Genomic DNA, 17495 nt, shown 5'->3' with positions numbered 1-17495 from the left:
TCGGCGGATACGTTTAGACTTCGCTTCTGGTTTCCCTGCGAGTCTGCGACATGTCTATCAAATGGATCTGCAAACATCACACCGAGTTGAGCATCCAGCAGCTGTATGCCGTGCTGCAACTGCGCGCCGAGGTGTTTGTGGTCGAGCAGCAATGTGTGTATCTGGACGTGGACGGGCAGGACCTGACGGGCGATACCTGCCACCTGATGGCCTGGCAGGAAGACAAGCTGGTCGCCTACCTGCGCTTGCTGGACCCTATCCAGCAGGGCGGCGACGTCACTATTGGGCGAGTCGTGACAGCCCCTTCGATTCGCAGCCGGGGCATTGGCCATGAACTGATGGAACAGGCTCTGGAAAACGCCGAACGCAAATGGCCTGACCAGCCAATCTATCTGTCGGCACAAGCCCACCTGCAAGGCTATTACAGCCGCTACGGTTTCAACCCGGTGGGCGAGGTCTACCTGGAAGACGACATCCCCCACATCGGCATGCGCCGCGATCTGGACTAAGAGCAGTTGCACGCCTTGAGCTGCAAGCTGCACATTGAAAGCATTGAAAAGGGATTCGTCGATGGAGGTCAGCAAGACCAAAAGCAGTTTCTATCGCCGCCTGTACGTGGCGTACCTGATTGATTCGAAGCTCGCCAGCAGCGTACCCGAACTGACCGCCGTGACCGGCATGCCACGCCGCACCGCGCAGGACACCATCAGCGCGCTCTCCGATCTGGACATCGTGTGTGAATTCGAACAGCAGGAAGGTGCCCGCAATCACGCAGGCAATTACCGTATTCGCAACTGGGGCGCCATCGACAAAACATGGATCGCCCGCAACCTGAACAGCATCAAGGCCGTGCTCGGGTATCCCTAGCAGGGCAGTTGCGAGCTTAAAGCTTGCCGTTCGAAGCCTGCAGCTCGTTATAGGTCAGGTAGACGCGCAGGTCGAATTCCAGCTGGTGATACCCGGGCAGCATGTGCTCGCATAACTGGTAGAACGCCTTGTTGTGGTCTGACTCGCGAAAATGTGCGAGCTCATGAACCACGATCATCTTCAGGAATTGTGCAGGGGCTTCCTTGAACAAGGCGGCTACCCGAATTTCATTGCTTGCCTTGAGCTTGCCGCCCTGCACTCTGGATATTTTAGTGTGCAACCCGAGCGCGCGATGGGTCAGGTCCAGGCGACTATCGAAGAGCACCTTCCTGATGGCCGGCGCGTTGCGCAGGTGATCCTGCTTGAGCGCCAGCGCGTAGGCGTAAAGAGCCTTGTCGCTTTGTATCTGATGACGCTCAGGGTAGCGCTGCTCCAGATAGTCCGCCAGACGGTTCTGGGCAATCAACTGATGCACTTGATCCTGCAGGGTCTGCGGATAGGCCTGCAGGTATTTGAGCGGAGCATGGCTGGCGGCAGTCATGGGGCCTTTTGCATGATGACGAAAGACGCCATTCTACAGCAATCCACTCGATCTCAAGCCTGCCACCTCAAAGTGCCCGGGGAAGCGCAGCGCGTCTTCGGGCACCATCGGATGCGCGATCAGAAAGCCCTGCATGACCTGACAGCCGTTGTCCGCCAGCCACTGGTATTGCTCGGGGGTCTCGACCCCTTCGGCAATAACCAGCATATCGAGGTTGCGACTCAGGTCGATGATGCTGCTGGCCATCGCCGCCTCGCGCCTGGACTCGACAATGTTGGCGACAAAACGCCTGTCCAGCTTCAAGGTGTCTAGCTGAAGATTGCGCAAGTGCGACAGCGAGCATTCGCCGGTCCCGAAATCGTCCAGCGCAATACGCACGCCGACGTCATGCAGCAACTTCAGCTGTTTATGGCTATGCGTAAGGTTATGCACCAGAGAGCTTTCAGTGATTTCCACCTCGATCTGCCCTGGTTTGAGCTCGAAGCGATCCATGGCACGCTTCAGCTCCGAAGCCAGGTTGGGCATGCAGAATTGCGTGGGGCTGACACAGACACTCAGTACCACATCGGCAGCAAACACCCGACTCCACGCCTGACGCTGTTCGGCACCCTGATCGAAAATCCAGCTGCCTAGCCGGTTGATCAACCTGGTCTCTTCAAGCAAGGGAATGAACAGTGCAGGAGGTACCTCGCCGACCGCCGGATGCTGCCAGCGCAACAACGCTTCGAAACCACGCAGGCGGCCATCCGCAACGTGGACCTGGGGCTGGTACACCACCGAAAAATCCTTGCCATCGATGGCCGTGCGCACGCTTTCCTCAAGCATCAGCCGTGAGCGGGCGCGTCCGTTCATGTTCTGGTCGTAGAACCGGTATTGCTGACGCCCTGCACGCTTGGCCTCGTACATGGCGATATCTGCCGCACGCAGCAAACCGTCCAGATTCGAGCCGCAGTCCGGAAAGGTCGCAATACCGACACTGGCACCCAAGGTGATATCGACACCGTCGACCTGGCGTCTTCCCGACACCCGTTCAATGAGCTTTTCGGCGATTTTGGCCGCCTGTTCGGGGTAATCAAGCCCATCGATCACGACCGTGAATTCGTCGCCGCCAATGCGCGCCAGAACATCATAGGGGCGCATGCTGTCCTTGAACTGCTCGGCGACCCAGAGCAATACCTGATCACCGGCGTCATGACCCAGCGCATCATTGATCTGCTTGAAGCCGTCCAGGTCCATGAACAGCACAACCAGGTATTTGTCTGTCTGCTCCTTTCGCAGGAGCATGCCTTCAACGGCCTGATAAAGCCCGCGGCGATTGAGCAGGCCTGTCAAAGCGTCGGTAACGGCCTGTTTTTCAAGTTGCTGATAAAGATCACGGACTACCGACATATCCAGAACCGTCATCACCATCGCCTTCTGCTCCGCAGGCAGCGCCGCGCAAGACAAGGCAACCGGCAACTGTGTACCTTGTGCGGTACGCAGAACGGCATCGTGCACCCGGTAGGTGTCGGCCTTGCGATAGTGCTTGTAGAAGCCAGACTCCAGCCAGTCGCCCACTTGCGGTTCGATAATGTAATCCAGCACTTGCGTACCGCGCAGTTGATCGACCGAAGCGCTCAACAACTGGCAGATGGCGGGATTGGCAAAACTGATGGTGCCCGCCTCATCAACGACCAGAATGCCTTCGGCGACGTTGGCCAGCACTGACGCGTTGAACGCTCGGGCCGATTCAAGCTCCAGCGAGAGCTGTTGCAGCGCACGACGGTTACGCTGCTGCTCAAGCAGGGTCTGCACCTTGGGCTTGAGAACGTTCGGGTCGAAGGGTTTGAACAGGTAATCCGTCGCGCCATTCGCATACCCCTTCTGCACGGCATCCTGAGTCTGCTCATTGGCCGTGAGAAAGATAATCGGCGTCAGACGGGTGCGCTGACTGCCTCGCATTAGCCGGGCGACTTCGAAGCCGTCCATGCCCGGCATCTGCACATCCAGCAGAACCAGATCGACTTCCTGCTCAAGAAGTACCGTCAATGCTTCGATGCCTGAACTCGCAGTCACAATATGCCAGTCCGTTCTTTGCAGAACAGCGCACATCGTCACCAGATTTTCCGGGTAATCGTCTACAACCAGTAAAACCGAAGAGCCATCGTGTGGCTGTGTTGGCACGCGTTCCATGCTGCTTCTCTATGTGGGCATGACGCCTGGGTTTCAGGACGACCGTCATACTTTGGAATAACTCTAGCCCCGTCTCGCAAAAAGCAGAAGCAAGGCACCCCTTCCCTACCATCAAAGTTCGATCTACCCGACTAACGGTCATTCCCTGTACGCCGTGCACACTCTGCTCTGCAGGAAAAGTGACAGCACTTTGACGTCATTGGTTCGACAACTTTTAATTAACAAATCGCCCTACAATCCGTATAAAACTCGCTCAAACCCTCTTGCTAGAGGCCCCCCTTGGTAGCAAACAGACATGCGCGGAAGGATTGAACATGATCGATCTCGGATCGTACCAACTCAGCATTCCAGTGGGCTCACCCCCCAAAACCATTACCACCGCTCAGCTTGTTAAGGGTTATGACGGCAAATACTTCAAATCAAAATCGGACTCCATTGTGTTCTGGTCTCCGGTGACCGGGACCAAAACCGAAAACGCTAAATATTCGCGCAGCGAGTTACGGGAAACATGGTCAGATGGATCACTGCACAATTGGGTATATCCCGACGCGGACAACTATCTGAACGCTAAACTGGAAGTCGATCAGGTGCCCTCTTCCGGCAAGATCGTGATCGGCCAGATACATGCCTACGAGAGCACCGAGCCTCTTCTGAAAGTCGAGTATCAATACAAGGAAGACACCAAGACCGGAGACATCGTTGCGAAAGTTCGCAATCGTTTCGATGACGACGAAAGCAAGGTCTATAAGATAGTCGAAGGTGTGAAGCTCAATCAGACATTCAGTTACGTCATTCACCTGAGCAAGGGTGGAAAATTGACTGTCAGTGTCAACGACACCGACTGGAGCAAGCGCATCAGCGAGACCTGGCGCGACAAGCCTTTGTATTTCAAAGCCGGTGTTTATACCCAGGACAACACCGGGTATACCTCGGAAGGCGGCAAGGCCACGTTCTATAATCTGGATATTGATCACAACAAGAGCTGAGTCGCACGCAGGCCTTGAATCAAACGATCAAAAAAACGGCCCGCACTTGCAGAAAGTGCGGGCCGCTTTTCATTTCATCGGTTATTCAAGCAGCATTATCAGCGGTTGGCTTTGAACTCCTGCTCAGCCGCCAGGAAACGTGTCTGCATGGACGCGGACGCAGGCTTGCCGATCAGACTGAATACCACGATGGCAATGCTGGCAAGGATGAAACCCGGGATGATTTCATACAGGCCAAGGGTACTGAACTGCTTCCAGAGTACGACAGTCGCAGCGCCGACTATTACCCCAGCCAGCGCACCATTGCGCGTCATGCCTTTCCACAGCACAGATATCAGCACCACAGGGCCGAATGCAGCGCCAAACCCTGCCCAGGCATAGCTCACCAGCCCCAGTACGCGATTCTCGGGATTGGCGGCCAGCAGAATGGCAATGACAGCGATCAGCAACACCATCGCACGCCCGACCCACACCAACTCAAGCTGCGAAGCCCCCTTGCGCAGATAAGCCTTGTAGAAGTCTTCGGTCAGCGCGCTGGAGCACACCAGCAACTGGCAACTCAGCGTACTCATCACCGCAGCCAGAATGGCCGACAGCAATACACCGGCAATCCATGGATTGAACAGCAGCTTGGCCAGTTCGATGAAGACCCGCTCCGGGTTCTCGGTCACCGGCCCGGCCACATCCGGGTGCGCGGAGAAGTAAGCGATACCAAAGAAGCCTACCGCCACAGTACCGCCAAGGCACAGGATCATCCAGGCCATGGAGATGCGTCGGGCGCTGGCAATCGACTTGACCGAATCAGCCGCCATGAAGCGCGCCAGGATATGCGGCTGACCGAAATAACCCAGTCCCCAGCCAAGCAGGGAAATGATGCCGATGAAGGTCGTGTTCTTGAACATGTCGAAGCTGGTCGGATCTTTCGCTTCAATGGCCAGGAAGGTGGTATCGACCCCGCCTGTTGCCAGCAGGACGATGATCGGCGTCAGGATGAGGGCGAAGATCATCAGCGTGGCTTGTACGGTGTCGGTCCAGCTCACGGCCAGAAAACCACCGACGAAGGTGTACGCAATGGTAGCCGCAGCGCCGGCCCACAGTGCGGTTTCGTAGGACATGCCGAAGGTGCTTTCAAACAGACGCGCGCCCGCAACGATGCCCGAGGCGCAATAGATGGTGAAGAACACCAGAATCACGATGGCCGAGATGATGCGCAGCAGGCCGCTGTTGTCTTCGAAGCGGCTGCTGAAGTAATCCGGCAGGGTCAGCGCGTCACCGTTGTGCTCTGTCTGCACACGCAGACGACCGGCCACGAACAGCCAGTTCAGGTAGGCGCCGATGATCAGACCAATGGCGATCCAGCTTTCCGACAGGCCGGACATATAGATAGCCCCCGGCAACCCCATCAACAGCCAGCCGCTCATGTCCGAGGCCCCTGCTGAAAGCGCTGTTACCACGCTGCCCAGGCTGCGCCCGCCGAGGATGTAATCCGAAAGGTTGTTGGTAGAGCGATAGGCCATCAGGCCGATCAAGACCATTGCCGCTATATAGATCACAAACGTGATCAAGGTAGGGTTACTGACACTCATGAGTTCTGCCTTGGCATTGTTTTTATGTTGGCACCCGATGCCAAAGGGAATAGCGACCGATATTCGGCGCATCCGTGCTTTTGCACCCGACACCGCGTTGACTGATCGCTCCGCAAGGATCGGCAATCAATGACTGGCGGTTGCACCGCGGGAATGAATCCTATTAAACAAACCAAACAAGGTGCAACCCATTTCAACGTGCAAGTTGCACCTGTTACAAAAAAACCAATAAAGGCGTTTTTCTGCGCCATTTTAGGGCGTTTTCGACCCTCTCTACAAACAATCGCGCACCAGCTCTGAGCAAAGCAGCACTCTCGCGGGTCACTTGCCGGGAATGTCACAAAATATTATCGAAACAGGGTTGCACTCGGTTGCACCTGACCCCGTCACAGCGCTAATCTTCGCCAAAGCCGATGCCACCGTTGCGTGGCTATAATGAGGACAACACATGGCCACCACTACTCTAGGCGTCAAACTTGACGACCCGACCCGCGAGCGATTGAAAGCCGCCGCCCATTCGATCGACCGCACACCGCACTGGTTGATCAAGCAGGCGATTTTCAATTACCTGGAAAAACTGGAGAGTGGTGCAACCTTGCTGGAGCTCAATGGCGCGACTGGCAAAGACAGCGAAGACCGAGGCGAAGTGGCGGAAGACACAGGCCTGCAATGCTTCCTGGATTTCGCCGAGAGCATTCAACCGCAGTCGGTATTGCGGGCGGCCATCACCTCCGCCTACCGCCGCCCCGAGCAGGAAGTGGTGCCGATGCTGCTGGAGCAGGCGCGCCTGACTGCACCTGTTGCCGAAGCCACCAACAAGATGGCCGCGTCTATTGCCGAAAAGCTGCGCAACCAGAAAAGTGCTGGCGGCCGCGCTGGCATTGTTCAAGGCCTGTTGCAGGAATTTTCGCTGTCCTCGCAGGAAGGCGTTGCACTCATGTGCCTGGCCGAGGCGTTGCTGCGCATTCCGGACAAGGGCACGCGCGATGCCCTGATTCGCGACAAGATCAGCAACGGCAACTGGCAGCCGCACTTGGGCAACAGCCCCTCGCTGTTCGTCAACGCTGCCACCTGGGGCCTGCTGCTGACCGGCAAGCTGGTCGCCACTCACAATGAGGCAGGCCTCACTTCTTCACTGAGCCGCATCATCGGCAAGAGCGGCGAACCGATGATCCGCAAGGGCGTCGACATGGCCATGCGCCTGATGGGCGAGCAGTTCGTCACCGGCGAAACCATCGGCGAAGCCCTGGCCAATGCCAGCCGTTTTGAAGCCAAGGGCTTCCGCTATTCCTACGACATGCTGGGTGAAGCGGCGCTTACCGAGCATGATGCGCAGAAGTATCTCGCGTCCTACGAGCAGGCCATACACTCCATCGGCAAGGCCTCCCACGGCCGCGGTATCTACGAAGGCCCGGGCATTTCCATCAAGCTGTCGGCACTGCACCCGCGCTATAGCCGCGCCCAGTACGAGCGCGTGATGGAAGAACTGTACCCGCGCCTGCTGTCGCTGACCCTGCTGGCCAAGCAGTACGACATCGGCCTGAACATCGATGCCGAAGAGGCTGATCGTCTGGAGCTGTCACTGGATCTGCTCGAGCGCCTGTGCTTCGAACCGCAGCTGACTGGCTGGAACGGCATTGGCTTCGTAATTCAGGCTTACCAGAAGCGCTGCCCTTATGTGATCGATTACGTGATCGATCTGGCTCGGCGCAGCCGTCACCGCCTGATGATCCGTCTGGTCAAGGGCGCGTATTGGGACAGCGAGATCAAGCGCGCCCAGGTCGAAGGTCTGGAAGGCTATCCGGTGTACACGCGCAAGGTGTACACCGACGTCTCGTACATCGCCTGTGCCCGCAAGCTGCTGGCGGCACCAGAAGTCATTTATCCACAATTCGCCACACACAACGCCCACACCCTGGCGGCTATTTACCAGATCGCCGGGCAGAATTATTACCCAGGTCAGTATGAGTTCCAGTGCCTGCACGGCATGGGCGAGCCTTTGTACGAGCAGGTCGTAGGCAAGGTCGCAGACGGCAAGCTGAACCGTCCATGCCGCGTGTACGCTCCGGTCGGCACGCATGAAACGCTGTTGGCCTATCTGGTCCGTCGTCTGCTGGAAAACGGTGCCAACACGTCGTTCGTCAACCGGATTGCCGACCATTCGATCTCCATTCAGGAACTGGTGGCCGACCCGGTCAGCCAGATCGAACGCATGGCAACACAGGAAGGCGGTTTCGGCTTGCCGCACCCGCGCATTCCGCTGCCGCGCGACCTGTATGGCACCGAGCGCGCCAACTCCAGCGGCATCGACATGGCCAACGAGCATCGTCTGGCTTCGCTGTCCTCGGCCCTGCTCGCCACAGCGCACAATGACTGGAAAGCTGCCCCCATGCTCGGCTGCCCGGCCAGCGCAGGCACACTGACTGCCGCGTTGAACCCATCGGACCTGCGTGATGTGGTCGGTCATATTCAGGAAGCCTCGCTGCAGGATGTCGAGAACGCCATCCAGTGCGCCTTGAGCGCTGGCCCGATCTGGCAGGCAACACCGCCTGCCGAACGCGCCGCAATTCTGGAACGTGCTGCCGATTTGATGGAAAGCGACATCCAGCCCTTGATGGGCCTGCTGGTCCGCGAGGCGGGCAAGACCTTCGCCAACGCCATCGCCGAGGTGCGCGAAGCCGTCGACTTCCTGCGTTACTACGCCGTACAGGCGCGCAATGATTTCACCAACGACGCCCATCGTCCGCTGGGGCCGGTGGTCTGCATCAGCCCGTGGAACTTCCCGCTGGCAATTTTCAGCGGTCAGGTCGCTGCTGCACTGGCTGCGGGCAACCCGGTGCTGGCCAAACCGGCCGAGCAAACACCGTTGATTGCCGCCCAGGCCGTGCGCCTGCTGCTTGAAGCCGGTATCCCGGAAGGCGTGGTGCAATTGTTACCGGGGCGCGGTGAAACCGTAGGTGCCGGGCTGGTCGGCGACGAACGCGTCAAAGGCGTGATGTTCACCGGTTCCACTGAAGTCGCCCGCCTGCTGCAACGCAACGTGGCGGGTCGCCTGGACTCGCAGGGCCGCCCCATCCCGTTGATCGCCGAAACCGGCGGTCAGAACGCGATGATCGTCGACTCTTCGGCGCTGACCGAACAGGTTGTCATTGACGTGGTTTCTTCGGCGTTCGACAGCGCCGGGCAACGCTGCTCGGCACTGCGCGTGCTGTGCCTGCAGGAAGACTCTGCGGACCGCGTCATCGAAATGCTCAAGGGGGCGATGGCCGAGAGCCGCCTCGGCAACCCGGAGCGCCTGTCCGTGGACATCGGCCCGGTGATCGATGCCGAGGCCAAGGCGGGTATCGAAAAACACATCCAGGCCATGCGCGACAAAGGCCGTACGGTTTATCAGGTGGCCATTGCCGACAGCACGGAGCTCAAGCGTGGCACTTACGTGATGCCGACCCTGATCGAGCTGGAAAGCTTCGATGAGCTGCAACGCGAAATCTTCGGCCCGGTGCTGCACGTGGTGCGCTACAAGCGCAAGGAACTGGGCCTGCTGATCGAGCAGATCAATGCATCCGGCTACGGCCTGACCCTTGGTGTTCATACCCGCATCGACGAGACCATCGCCAAGGTCATCGACAACGTCAACGCAGGCAACGTCTATGTAAACCGTAACATCGTCGGTGCTGTGGTGGGCGTCCAGCCATTTGGCGGCGAAGGCTTGTCCGGTACCGGCCCTAAAGCCGGTGGCCCGCTGTACCTATACCGCCTGCTGTCGACGCGTCCGCAGGATGCCATCGAGAAATCGTTCGTGCGCAGTGATGCACTGTCTGCTCCGGACACCCGCCTGCGTGACATCCTCAACAAACCGTTGCAAGCCTTGAAGGCCTGGGCAGCCAGTAACCAGCAAAGCGATCTGGATGCCCTATGCAGCCAATACGCCGAGCAATCGCAAAGCGGCATCACTCGCCAGCTGGCGGGGCCGACCGGCGAGCGCAACAGCTATGCGATTCTGCCGCGTGAACACGTGCTTTGCCTGGCGGATGACGAGAACGACCTGCTGATTCAACTGGCGGCCGTGCTGGCTGTCGGCAGCTCTGCCGTGTGGCCGGAAACAGACATCAGCAAGCCATTACGCGCTCGTCTGCCAAAGGACGTTCAGGCACGCATCAAGCTGATCCCTGACTGGACCAAGGACGAAGTCATCTTCGACGCCGTCCTGCACCACGGCGATTCCGATCAGCTACGCGCCATCTGCCAGCAGATCGCCCAGCGCAGCGGCGCAATAGTCGGCGTCAACGGCCTGTCCCACGGCGAAACCAACGTGCCGCTGGAACGCCTGGTGATAGAGCGGGCATTGAGCGTGAACACTGCGGCGGCGGGTGGCAATGCGAGCCTGATGACGATCGGCTGATGCCGCTAGGTAACAGATGACGCAGGGCGTCAAGAAAGGCCTTCCCACGCTGGAGCGTGCGGAACGAAAGGTGTCTGAAAAACACCGACCGTTCCCATGCTCTGGACGCTTCGCGTCCGCTCTCGATACCCCCCGCACACGCTCGACCATCACCCGAATCAATCTTGCTACCCTCCCCCCTCAACCCGACCTAGACTTGAGCCATTCCAAGAATAGGTACGCCATCATGTCCGAGTCGCTGCTCAGTTCCCGAAACCTGGCTTTCGAGCTGTATGAAGTGCTGGACGCCGAAGGGCTGACGCGGCGTGAGCGGTTTGCCGAGCATTCGCGGGAAACCTTCGATGCAGCGCTGGGGACGGCGCGTACTATCGCGGAAAAGTATTTTGCGCCGCACAACCGCAAGGCTGACGAAAACGAGCCGCGCTATGAAAATGGCGAAGCGATTCTGATCCCCGAGGTCAAGCCTGCGGTGGATGCGTTTCTCGCCGCTGGTTTTCTCAATGCATCGCGTGATTTTGAAGCGGGCGGCATGCAGTTGCCGACCCTACTGTCACAGGCCTGCTTTGCCCACTTTCAGGCAGCCAATGTCGGAACCACGGCCTACCCGTTCCTGACCATGGGCGCGGCGAATCTGATTGAGAGTTTTGGCAACGACGAACAAAAACAGCGCTTTCTGCAACCGATGATCGAGGGGCGCTTTTTCGGCACCATGGCGCTGACCGAGCCACACGCAGGCTCGTCGCTGTCAGACATCCGCACCCGCGCCGAACCGGCAGAAGACGGCACCTATCGGCTGCGCGGCAACAAGATTTTCATCTCGGGAGGTGATCACGCACTTTCGGAAAATATCGTGCACATGGTATTGGCAAAGCTGCCGGATGCGCCTGGCGGGGTCAAAGGTATCTCGCTGTTCATCGTGCCCAAGTTTCTGGTCAACGACGACGGCAGCCTCGGCAAGCGTAACGATGTGCTGCTGGCTGGCCTGTTTCACAAGATGGGCTGGAAAGGCACTACCTCTACCGCGCTGAATTTCGGCGATAACGGTGAGTGTGTCGGCTATCTGGTCGGCAAGCCTCATCACGGTTTGAGTTACATGTTCCAGATGATGAACGAAGCACGCATCGGCGTCGGCCTGGGCGCGGTCATGCTCGGCTATTCGGGGTATCTGTATTCTCTGGATTATGCCCGCGACCGACCTCAAGGTCGGCTGCCCGACAGCAAGAGCCCCGAGAGCACGCCTGTTCCGATCATTCAGCACGCCGACGTGCGGCGCATGCTGCTGATCCAGAAAGCGTATGTAGAAGGCGCGTTCGACCTGTGCCTGTATGCCTCACGACTGTTCGACGACACACAGACCGGAGAAACCGAAGACGCCCGCAAGCATGCCCATGAACTGTTGGACCTGCTGACTCCGGTGGTCAAGTCATGGCCCTCGGAGTTCTGCCTGAAGGCTAACGAGCTGGCGATTCAGGTTCTAGGCGGTCATGGCTATACCCGCGAATACCCTGTTGAGCAGTACTACCGCGACAACCGGCTTAATCCGATTCATGAAGGTACTCACGGCATTCAGTCGCTGGACCTGCTTGGCCGCAAGCTGGCGCAGAACGGCGGCACCGGCCTCAAGCAACTGCTGCGCCTGATATCCGATACCTGCGAGCGGGCGCAGGGCTACGATTCACTTCATGAGCTGCGCCAACCTCTGGAGCAATTGGTCGCTCATGTGCAGGCTGTCACCCTCGGCCTGCTGACCGATCTGGCGCAAGGCAGAATCACCAGTACGCTGGCCAATTCGGCGCTGTACCTCAAGGTATTCGGCCACACCATCATCGGCTGGCGCTGGCTGGAACAGGCGATCCGCGCCGAGGAAGGTCTGGGCAAAGGTGATTCGGCCGACAGCGGCTTCTACAAGGGCAAGCTGCAAGCTGCCCGCTACTTCCTGACATGGGAATTACCGGGCTGCCATCACGAACTGAGCATTCTGGAAAACCGCGATGACACTTGCCTTGCCATGCGCGATGACTGGTTTTAAATAAAACCGGGCGGCGCTTGATCAGTGAGGGCTGAACAGGTCAGTCATCGGGTTCTGTGGAAAGAACCGGTCGACCAATACCTTGGCATCTGCCCCCAACTTGAGCGCGTATTGCTCTCGACTGAATGGCTCGCCCGTGCGCATATCGTAAAGCGCTCTTCCCTGAACCGGGCGATCGACCTCCTGCATCTGGACTTTCATGAGACGATAAAAATCGCCGACCACTTCTTCGATACTCTCGATCTGAAAATAACAACCAGGCAAAAAGATCGATTCGGCCTCATCGGGCGAGGCTGAAAATGGCGCGATCGGCGTGGCCCTCAAATACCGTCCTTTGGGTAAAACAAAGACCACCGAAGTATCATCGAACGTTATCGGCCCAATCACCGCATTAGTAGGAGCACCGGCTCGACTGCTGGCGAACGCGCTGACCACATAGGGGTTTTCACTGAACGAAGTGATATCGGTATTGACCAGCACATCGCCAACCTTGATCTGCCCGCTGCGAAATACCGCACCCGAGGTGCCCCGATCACCGCTGCCACCCCGATACAACTCGACATCATTGCTATAGCCCACCACCTGGATGTCATCGGCAAGACGCTCAATGAACCTTACCTGGTTGGGGCCCCTACGTTCGCCTGTACGCAGGAATCGATTGAACACCGTATCCTCCTGGGTATAGAGCATGATGTTAGCGCCGTAATAGTCGTCCTCGCCCAGCTTGAATACCCTGTGTTTACAGTGCCACGGGTCCCGGTACACTTCATCGCCTTCGGGTGAAGAGTCAGACTCCAGAACATCGTCCGTGGTTGGCTCCCAGATATCCATGACCTCTTTCTGACGAGTCAGGGCTCTTTCTGCATAATATTGCTCATTGAATATGTCCGTTTGCAGGTACCTGTCCCAGAACGTTGAATGCACTGTTGCATAAGGTTTTCCTGGCGGGACTGATGAGCTGGTAGACGGCACCTGCGGATCCATAGGCGAGCCACCCTGCAAGCCAGGTGATTGAATCAGCGTCCATTCTCCGTCGAGCCCCAAGCGAACCGGCTTACTGCCAACGAACGCAAAAGGATTGTCAGGGTCAACGATAAACCAGCACTGCTGTTGCTCACTGAACATCACGCGGTACGGCAACCGCGCAAGCTTGATCCAGGTTTCGCCATTGCCCAACGAGTAAACGCCACGAAACCTGCCTTCCTCGGCTGAGGGCGTGAGGCTGTCCAGCAGCAGGTTGCCTTCCATGTTTTCCAGCGGATCGACAATCACGCCACTCTCCATAACTTCACTGGGGAGCGACACGACATCCGCCCGCACTAATGGCATACGCTCAGGCATGGCGCGAATGGACATCAGTAGCGGCAGATTAAAAAGCAGGTAAAGGGTGTTGATAATGGCACCCAATACACCAGCGCGACGTTGCGCCGGGGTCTTGCCATTGACCGCCTGATCAATGTTCAACCCGGTATTGGCGAGGCCTGCGCCAACCAGCGTCAGAGCAACGGGCCACCCCAACGCGGCTAGCCCGCCAAAAGCATGCATGAAGGCACTTAGATAACCGATCCACATCTGCTTGCGCAGATCGGCGTTGGACGTCAGCAACTGATGCGCGTCGGCGGTCATGACCTGACGCGCGATATCACGCAGATAAATAAAGGGATCACCCACGATGGGTGCCCGGGATTGATTGATAAGTCGGACATCGGCACGCCAGTCATGCGCGAGCAATTCACTGACTCCGCGCGCAAACCTGACGCTGTCCTGCGTTCGTGCCGCCTCGCCGCGCAGGAAATTGCCTGTCAGTGCCTTACCCGCCTGCTCGCTCGCGAACTGCACCTTGAGCCAGTTGTACAGCGCGCGTTCGTTTTCGAATACCTGAAAAGGCTGCTCGGCATCGGGCCGGTAAATCACTTCCCGGCCATCAGCGATAACGATACGCAGCATGTCGTAAGTCTTGACGCCGTTGATATCCAGCGTATGCACCGAAAGGCCTGGCGTTACCAAGGGCGAGTCCCGCAAGGCCTTCAGCGTCGCAGGCTGCGAGGGATCAGTGACGACGAATCGAGTGACGTGCTTGAAGTCGTCTGGCGAAAGCTGACCTTTGCGCAGGCAATTACCGGCTGCAACCAAATAGTGCGCTTTGGCCAGAATGCAAAAATTCTCACTGTGCGAACTCCAGAAACGCTCCATGCGGCGGGTGTGCAGCGAGCTGAAATCCAGCGTCCACATTTCTGCCAGCAAAGTCTGCGGCAGCATGGGCACCTCGTTGCGCTCGTCGAACACCTCATGATCCGGACCGTGGGTATAAAAACCGCCGTAAAGGGAAAGCTCATCACTGGCCTCTTGGTCGTGGGCGTTGAAGTTCTGCATGAGCAGTTCGATCAACGTCATCGATTGCAGCGGTTTGCCGGAATGTTGCCAGCCGGTAAATGTACGCGGACTGCTGCTTGCGCTGCCGAAACGATGCCAATAGACCTTGTCAGGGTTAAACACCTTTTGCGTGTGCTGAAGCATGATCTTGCTGACTACGCTATAGGCCAGATCGTGCAGATCGGGGTAGTCGAAAACAAATTGCTTCGCGCGTTCACGCAGCAGTTGCTGATCGGTTTTAGGTATTTTCAGAGATTGGGTCGTCATGACTTCTTCCTGTATGAGAGAAGTCACGCACGTAATCACTCATTACGGCATACGTGGCACTAACTATTTATAACGCGACCCTGCGCAGGCAGGCACGTGAACTGATTCAGTCAGAGGCCCGAACAGCAAAGGCGGCGGGTGACTGCAGATTGATCGGGTTCAGCCGGAAGTAATCGCGACCGAAAGTATTTGCTCGCCCGCCTCCAGAACTCTGCATGCGGATCCCGCTTATCGCCGAACGGATTTCCGCCCTTCTTATTTTCTGCAATTTCATCGTCCATGATGAAAACCTTCTATAGCTGAAGCTCGACAACAGGCCGCAAGAAGGCTTGGCTTGCGGCATATACGTCTGTGTCGACCGCAAGATTGCGACGAGTCACGTGCTCTGGAACGCCGAATCTGCGTGATCCGCCGGAAATTGATCTTTGACAGCCAAGCAATTCAACAGGTTAAATCGCTTGGCACGCGGACTGCATGGTCAGTTTTCGCCCCTCTCGCTTCAATTCAGTTTTTCTACGGAGTACCGCCCTTGGACGCCACCACCATCAACAGCCTGTTTCTGGTCGGCGCGTTGCTGGTAGCCGCAAGCATCCTGGTCAGCTCTCTTTCATCACGCCTGGGTATTCCGATCCTGGTCATCATCCTGGCCGTGGGCATGGTGGCGGGCGTGGATGGCGGCGGGATCATCTTCGACAACTACGCTACCGCCTACCTGGTCGGCAACCTTGCGCTGGCCGTGATCCTGCTCGACGGCGGGCTGCGCACACGGGTGGCCAGTTTCCGGGTTGCGCTGTGGCCTGCCTTGTCGCTGGCAACGGTGGGCGTGCTGATCACCACCGTACTGACCGGCATGGTGGCTGCCTGGCTGTTCAATCTCAGCGTCATTCAGGGCCTGTTGATCGGCGCGATCGTCGGTTCGACAGACGCTGCTGCGGTGTTCTCCCTGCTGGGCGGCAAAGGCCTGAACGAGCGGGTCACCGCCAGCCTTGAGATAGAATCGGGCAGCAACGACCCTATGGCCGTGTTCCTGACCGTCACCCTGATCGGCATGCTGGCCAGCGGTCAGACCGGCTTGCACTGGGGGCTGCTGGGGCATTTGATTCAGGAGTTCGGCATCGGCAGTTTCATCGGCCTGGGCGGCGGCTGGATCCTGCTGCAGCTGGTCAACCGCATCAATCTGGCGGCCGGCCTGTACCCTATTCTGGTGATTGCCGGGGGGCTTGCGATCTTTGCCCTGACCAACGCGATTCACGGCAGCGGCTTTCTCGCGGTCTACCTATGCGGTCTGGTGCTGGGTAACCGGCCGATCCGCAGCCGCCACGGCATCCTGCACATGCTTGACGGCATGGCCTGGCTGGCACAGATCGGCATGTTTCTGGTGCTGGGCCTGCTGGTCACGCCACACGATCTGCTGCCGATTGCGATTCCGGCGCTAGGCCTGGCGCTGTGGATGATTCTGGTGGCACGTCCGCTGTCGGTGATGGTCGGCCTGCTGCCGTTCAAGGCCTTCCATGGCCGCGAAAAAGCCTTTATCGCCTGGGTCGGCCTGCGCGGCGCGGTGCCGATCATCCTCGCCGTGTTCCCGCTGATGGCCGGGCTGCCCAATGCGCAGCTGTACTTCAACCTGGCGTTCTTTATCGTACTGGTCTCGCTGCTGCTGCAAGGCACCAGCCTGCCATGGGTGGCCAAACTGTTGAAAGTGACGGTTCCGCCAGACCCCGCGCCTATTTCCCGAGCCGCACTGGAGGTGCACGTCACCAGTGAATGGGAGCTGTTCGTCTACCGTCTGGGCGCTGAAAAGTGGTGCATCGGTGCAGCGCTGCGTGAGCTGAAAATGCCTGAAGGCACGCGTATTGCCGCGCTGTTCCGGGGCCAGCAGTTGCTCCACCCGTCCGGCAGTACGACGCTGGAAGTGGGCGACCTGCTCTGTGTGATCGGTCACGAACATGATCTTCCGGCACTGGGCAAACTGTTCAGCCAGGCACCGCAACGTGGCCTGGACCTGCGCTTCTTCGGCGACTTCGTTCTTGAAGGCGATGCACGGCTGGGTGAAGTCGCGGCCCTGTATGGCCTGAAACTCGATGGCATTGACCCCGGAATGCCACTCAGCCAGTTCATCGTGCAGAAGAATCGCGGCGAGCCAGTGGTGGGCGACCAGATTGAATGGAATGGAACTATTTGGACAGTTGCCGTCATGGACGGGAACAAGATTCAGAAAGTGGGCGTCAAATTCCCCGAAGGAACCCGCCCGGGCCCCGGACTGTTCCTTTAA

General features: G+C 58.1%; 11 protein-coding genes. 6 read left to right on the top strand and 5 right to left on the bottom strand.

Annotation, left to right across the window (positions count from 1 at the left end; genetic code table 11):
• The first annotated feature begins 50 nt into the window (after positions 1–50).
• On the top strand, positions 51–509 hold the full coding sequence (locus RYA97_RS00690) for a GNAT family N-acetyltransferase (protein WP_002551760.1): 459 nt from the start codon (positions 51–53) through the stop codon (positions 507–509).
• 61 nt (positions 510–570) lie between these two features.
• Positions 571–867 carry a helix-turn-helix domain-containing protein gene (locus tag RYA97_RS00685; protein WP_002551759.1) on the top strand — a complete coding sequence of 99 codons (297 nt, stop codon included), beginning with the start codon at positions 571–573 and terminating at the stop codon, positions 865–867.
• Positions 868–883: 16 nt separating this feature from the next.
• Here the strand turns inward: RYA97_RS00685 and RYA97_RS00680 are convergent, their stop codons facing one another.
• Positions 884–1408, bottom strand: coding sequence for a M48 family metallopeptidase (locus RYA97_RS00680; RefSeq protein WP_005731076.1), 525 nt, complete (start codon positions 1406–1408; stop codon positions 884–886).
• A gap of 33 nt (positions 1409–1441) precedes the next feature.
• Entirely contained in the window at positions 1442–3580 is a 2139-nt protein-coding gene (locus tag RYA97_RS00675) for an EAL domain-containing protein (RefSeq protein ID WP_004654469.1), read from the bottom strand.
• Positions 3581–3894: 314 nt separating this feature from the next.
• Here RYA97_RS00675 and RYA97_RS00670 point away from each other — a divergent pair, with 314 nt between their 5' ends.
• Positions 3895–4566, top strand: a complete 672-nt coding sequence (locus RYA97_RS00670) for a polysaccharide lyase family 7 protein (RefSeq protein WP_005743045.1) — start codon at positions 3895–3897, stop codon at positions 4564–4566.
• Between the two features lie 98 nt (positions 4567–4664).
• Here RYA97_RS00670 and putP read toward each other — a convergent pair whose 3' ends face one another.
• On the bottom strand, positions 4665–6152 hold the full coding sequence (putP, locus tag RYA97_RS00665; protein ID WP_005731074.1) for a sodium/proline symporter PutP: 1488 nt from the start codon (positions 6150–6152) through the stop codon (positions 4665–4667).
• A 448-nt stretch (positions 6153–6600) separates the two neighbouring features.
• On the opposite strand from putP, the gene putA reads away from it, so the two are divergent.
• Complete coding sequence (gene putA, locus RYA97_RS00660; RefSeq protein WP_117140127.1) at positions 6601–10554, top strand: trifunctional transcriptional regulator/proline dehydrogenase/L-glutamate gamma-semialdehyde dehydrogenase; 3954 nt, start codon at positions 6601–6603, stop codon at positions 10552–10554.
• Between the two features lie 226 nt (positions 10555–10780).
• Positions 10781–12583, top strand: coding sequence for an acyl-CoA dehydrogenase (locus tag RYA97_RS00655; RefSeq protein WP_010193706.1), 1803 nt, complete (start codon positions 10781–10783; stop codon positions 12581–12583).
• A gap of 21 nt (positions 12584–12604) precedes the next feature.
• Here RYA97_RS00655 and RYA97_RS00650 read toward each other — a convergent pair whose 3' ends face one another.
• A complete protein-coding gene (locus RYA97_RS00650) occupies positions 12605–15223 on the bottom strand; it encodes a dermonecrotic toxin domain-containing protein (protein WP_316891683.1) in 2619 nt (872 codons plus the stop codon).
• Between the two features lie 110 nt (positions 15224–15333).
• Positions 15334–15504 carry a hypothetical protein gene (locus RYA97_RS00645; RefSeq protein ID WP_162232060.1) on the bottom strand — a complete coding sequence of 57 codons (171 nt, stop codon included), beginning with the start codon at positions 15502–15504 and terminating at the stop codon, positions 15334–15336.
• A gap of 248 nt (positions 15505–15752) precedes the next feature.
• Between RYA97_RS00645 and RYA97_RS00640 the strand changes: the two genes are divergently transcribed.
• Complete coding sequence (locus tag RYA97_RS00640) at positions 15753–17495, top strand: potassium/proton antiporter (RefSeq protein WP_004666441.1); 1743 nt, start codon at positions 15753–15755, stop codon at positions 17493–17495.

The organism is Pseudomonas syringae group sp. 26L6 (assembly GCF_032587815.1).
GTDB lineage: Bacteria > Pseudomonadota > Gammaproteobacteria > Pseudomonadales > Pseudomonadaceae > Aquipseudomonas > Aquipseudomonas amygdali.
Note: the sequence above shows the minus strand (reverse complement) of the source record. Positions and strands in the feature narration are given on the sequence as shown.

Bases quoted from the DNA above. Each gene is read 5' to 3' on its own strand.
- RYA97_RS00690 (WP_002551760.1), top strand. From the start codon at position 51: ATGTCTATCAAATGGATCTGCAAACATCACACCGAGTTGAGCATCCAG.
- RYA97_RS00685 (WP_002551759.1), top strand. From the start codon at position 571: ATGGAGGTCAGCAAGACCAAAAGCAGTTTCTATCGCCGCCTGTACGTG.
- RYA97_RS00680 (WP_005731076.1), bottom strand. From the start codon at position 1,408: ATGACTGCCGCCAGCCATGCTCCGCTCAAATACCTGCAGGCCTATCCG.
- RYA97_RS00675 (WP_004654469.1), bottom strand. From the start codon at position 3,580: ATGGAACGCGTGCCAACACAGCCACACGATGGCTCTTCGGTTTTACTG.
- RYA97_RS00670 (WP_005743045.1), top strand. From the start codon at position 3,895: ATGATCGATCTCGGATCGTACCAACTCAGCATTCCAGTGGGCTCACCC.
- putP (WP_005731074.1), bottom strand. From the start codon at position 6,152: ATGAGTGTCAGTAACCCTACCTTGATCACGTTTGTGATCTATATAGCG.
- putA (WP_117140127.1), top strand. From the start codon at position 6,601: ATGGCCACCACTACTCTAGGCGTCAAACTTGACGACCCGACCCGCGAG.
- RYA97_RS00655 (WP_010193706.1), top strand. From the start codon at position 10,781: ATGTCCGAGTCGCTGCTCAGTTCCCGAAACCTGGCTTTCGAGCTGTAT.
- RYA97_RS00650 (WP_316891683.1), bottom strand. From the start codon at position 15,223: ATGACGACCCAATCTCTGAAAATACCTAAAACCGATCAGCAACTGCTG.
- RYA97_RS00645 (WP_162232060.1), bottom strand. From the start codon at position 15,504: ATGGACGATGAAATTGCAGAAAATAAGAAGGGCGGAAATCCGTTCGGC.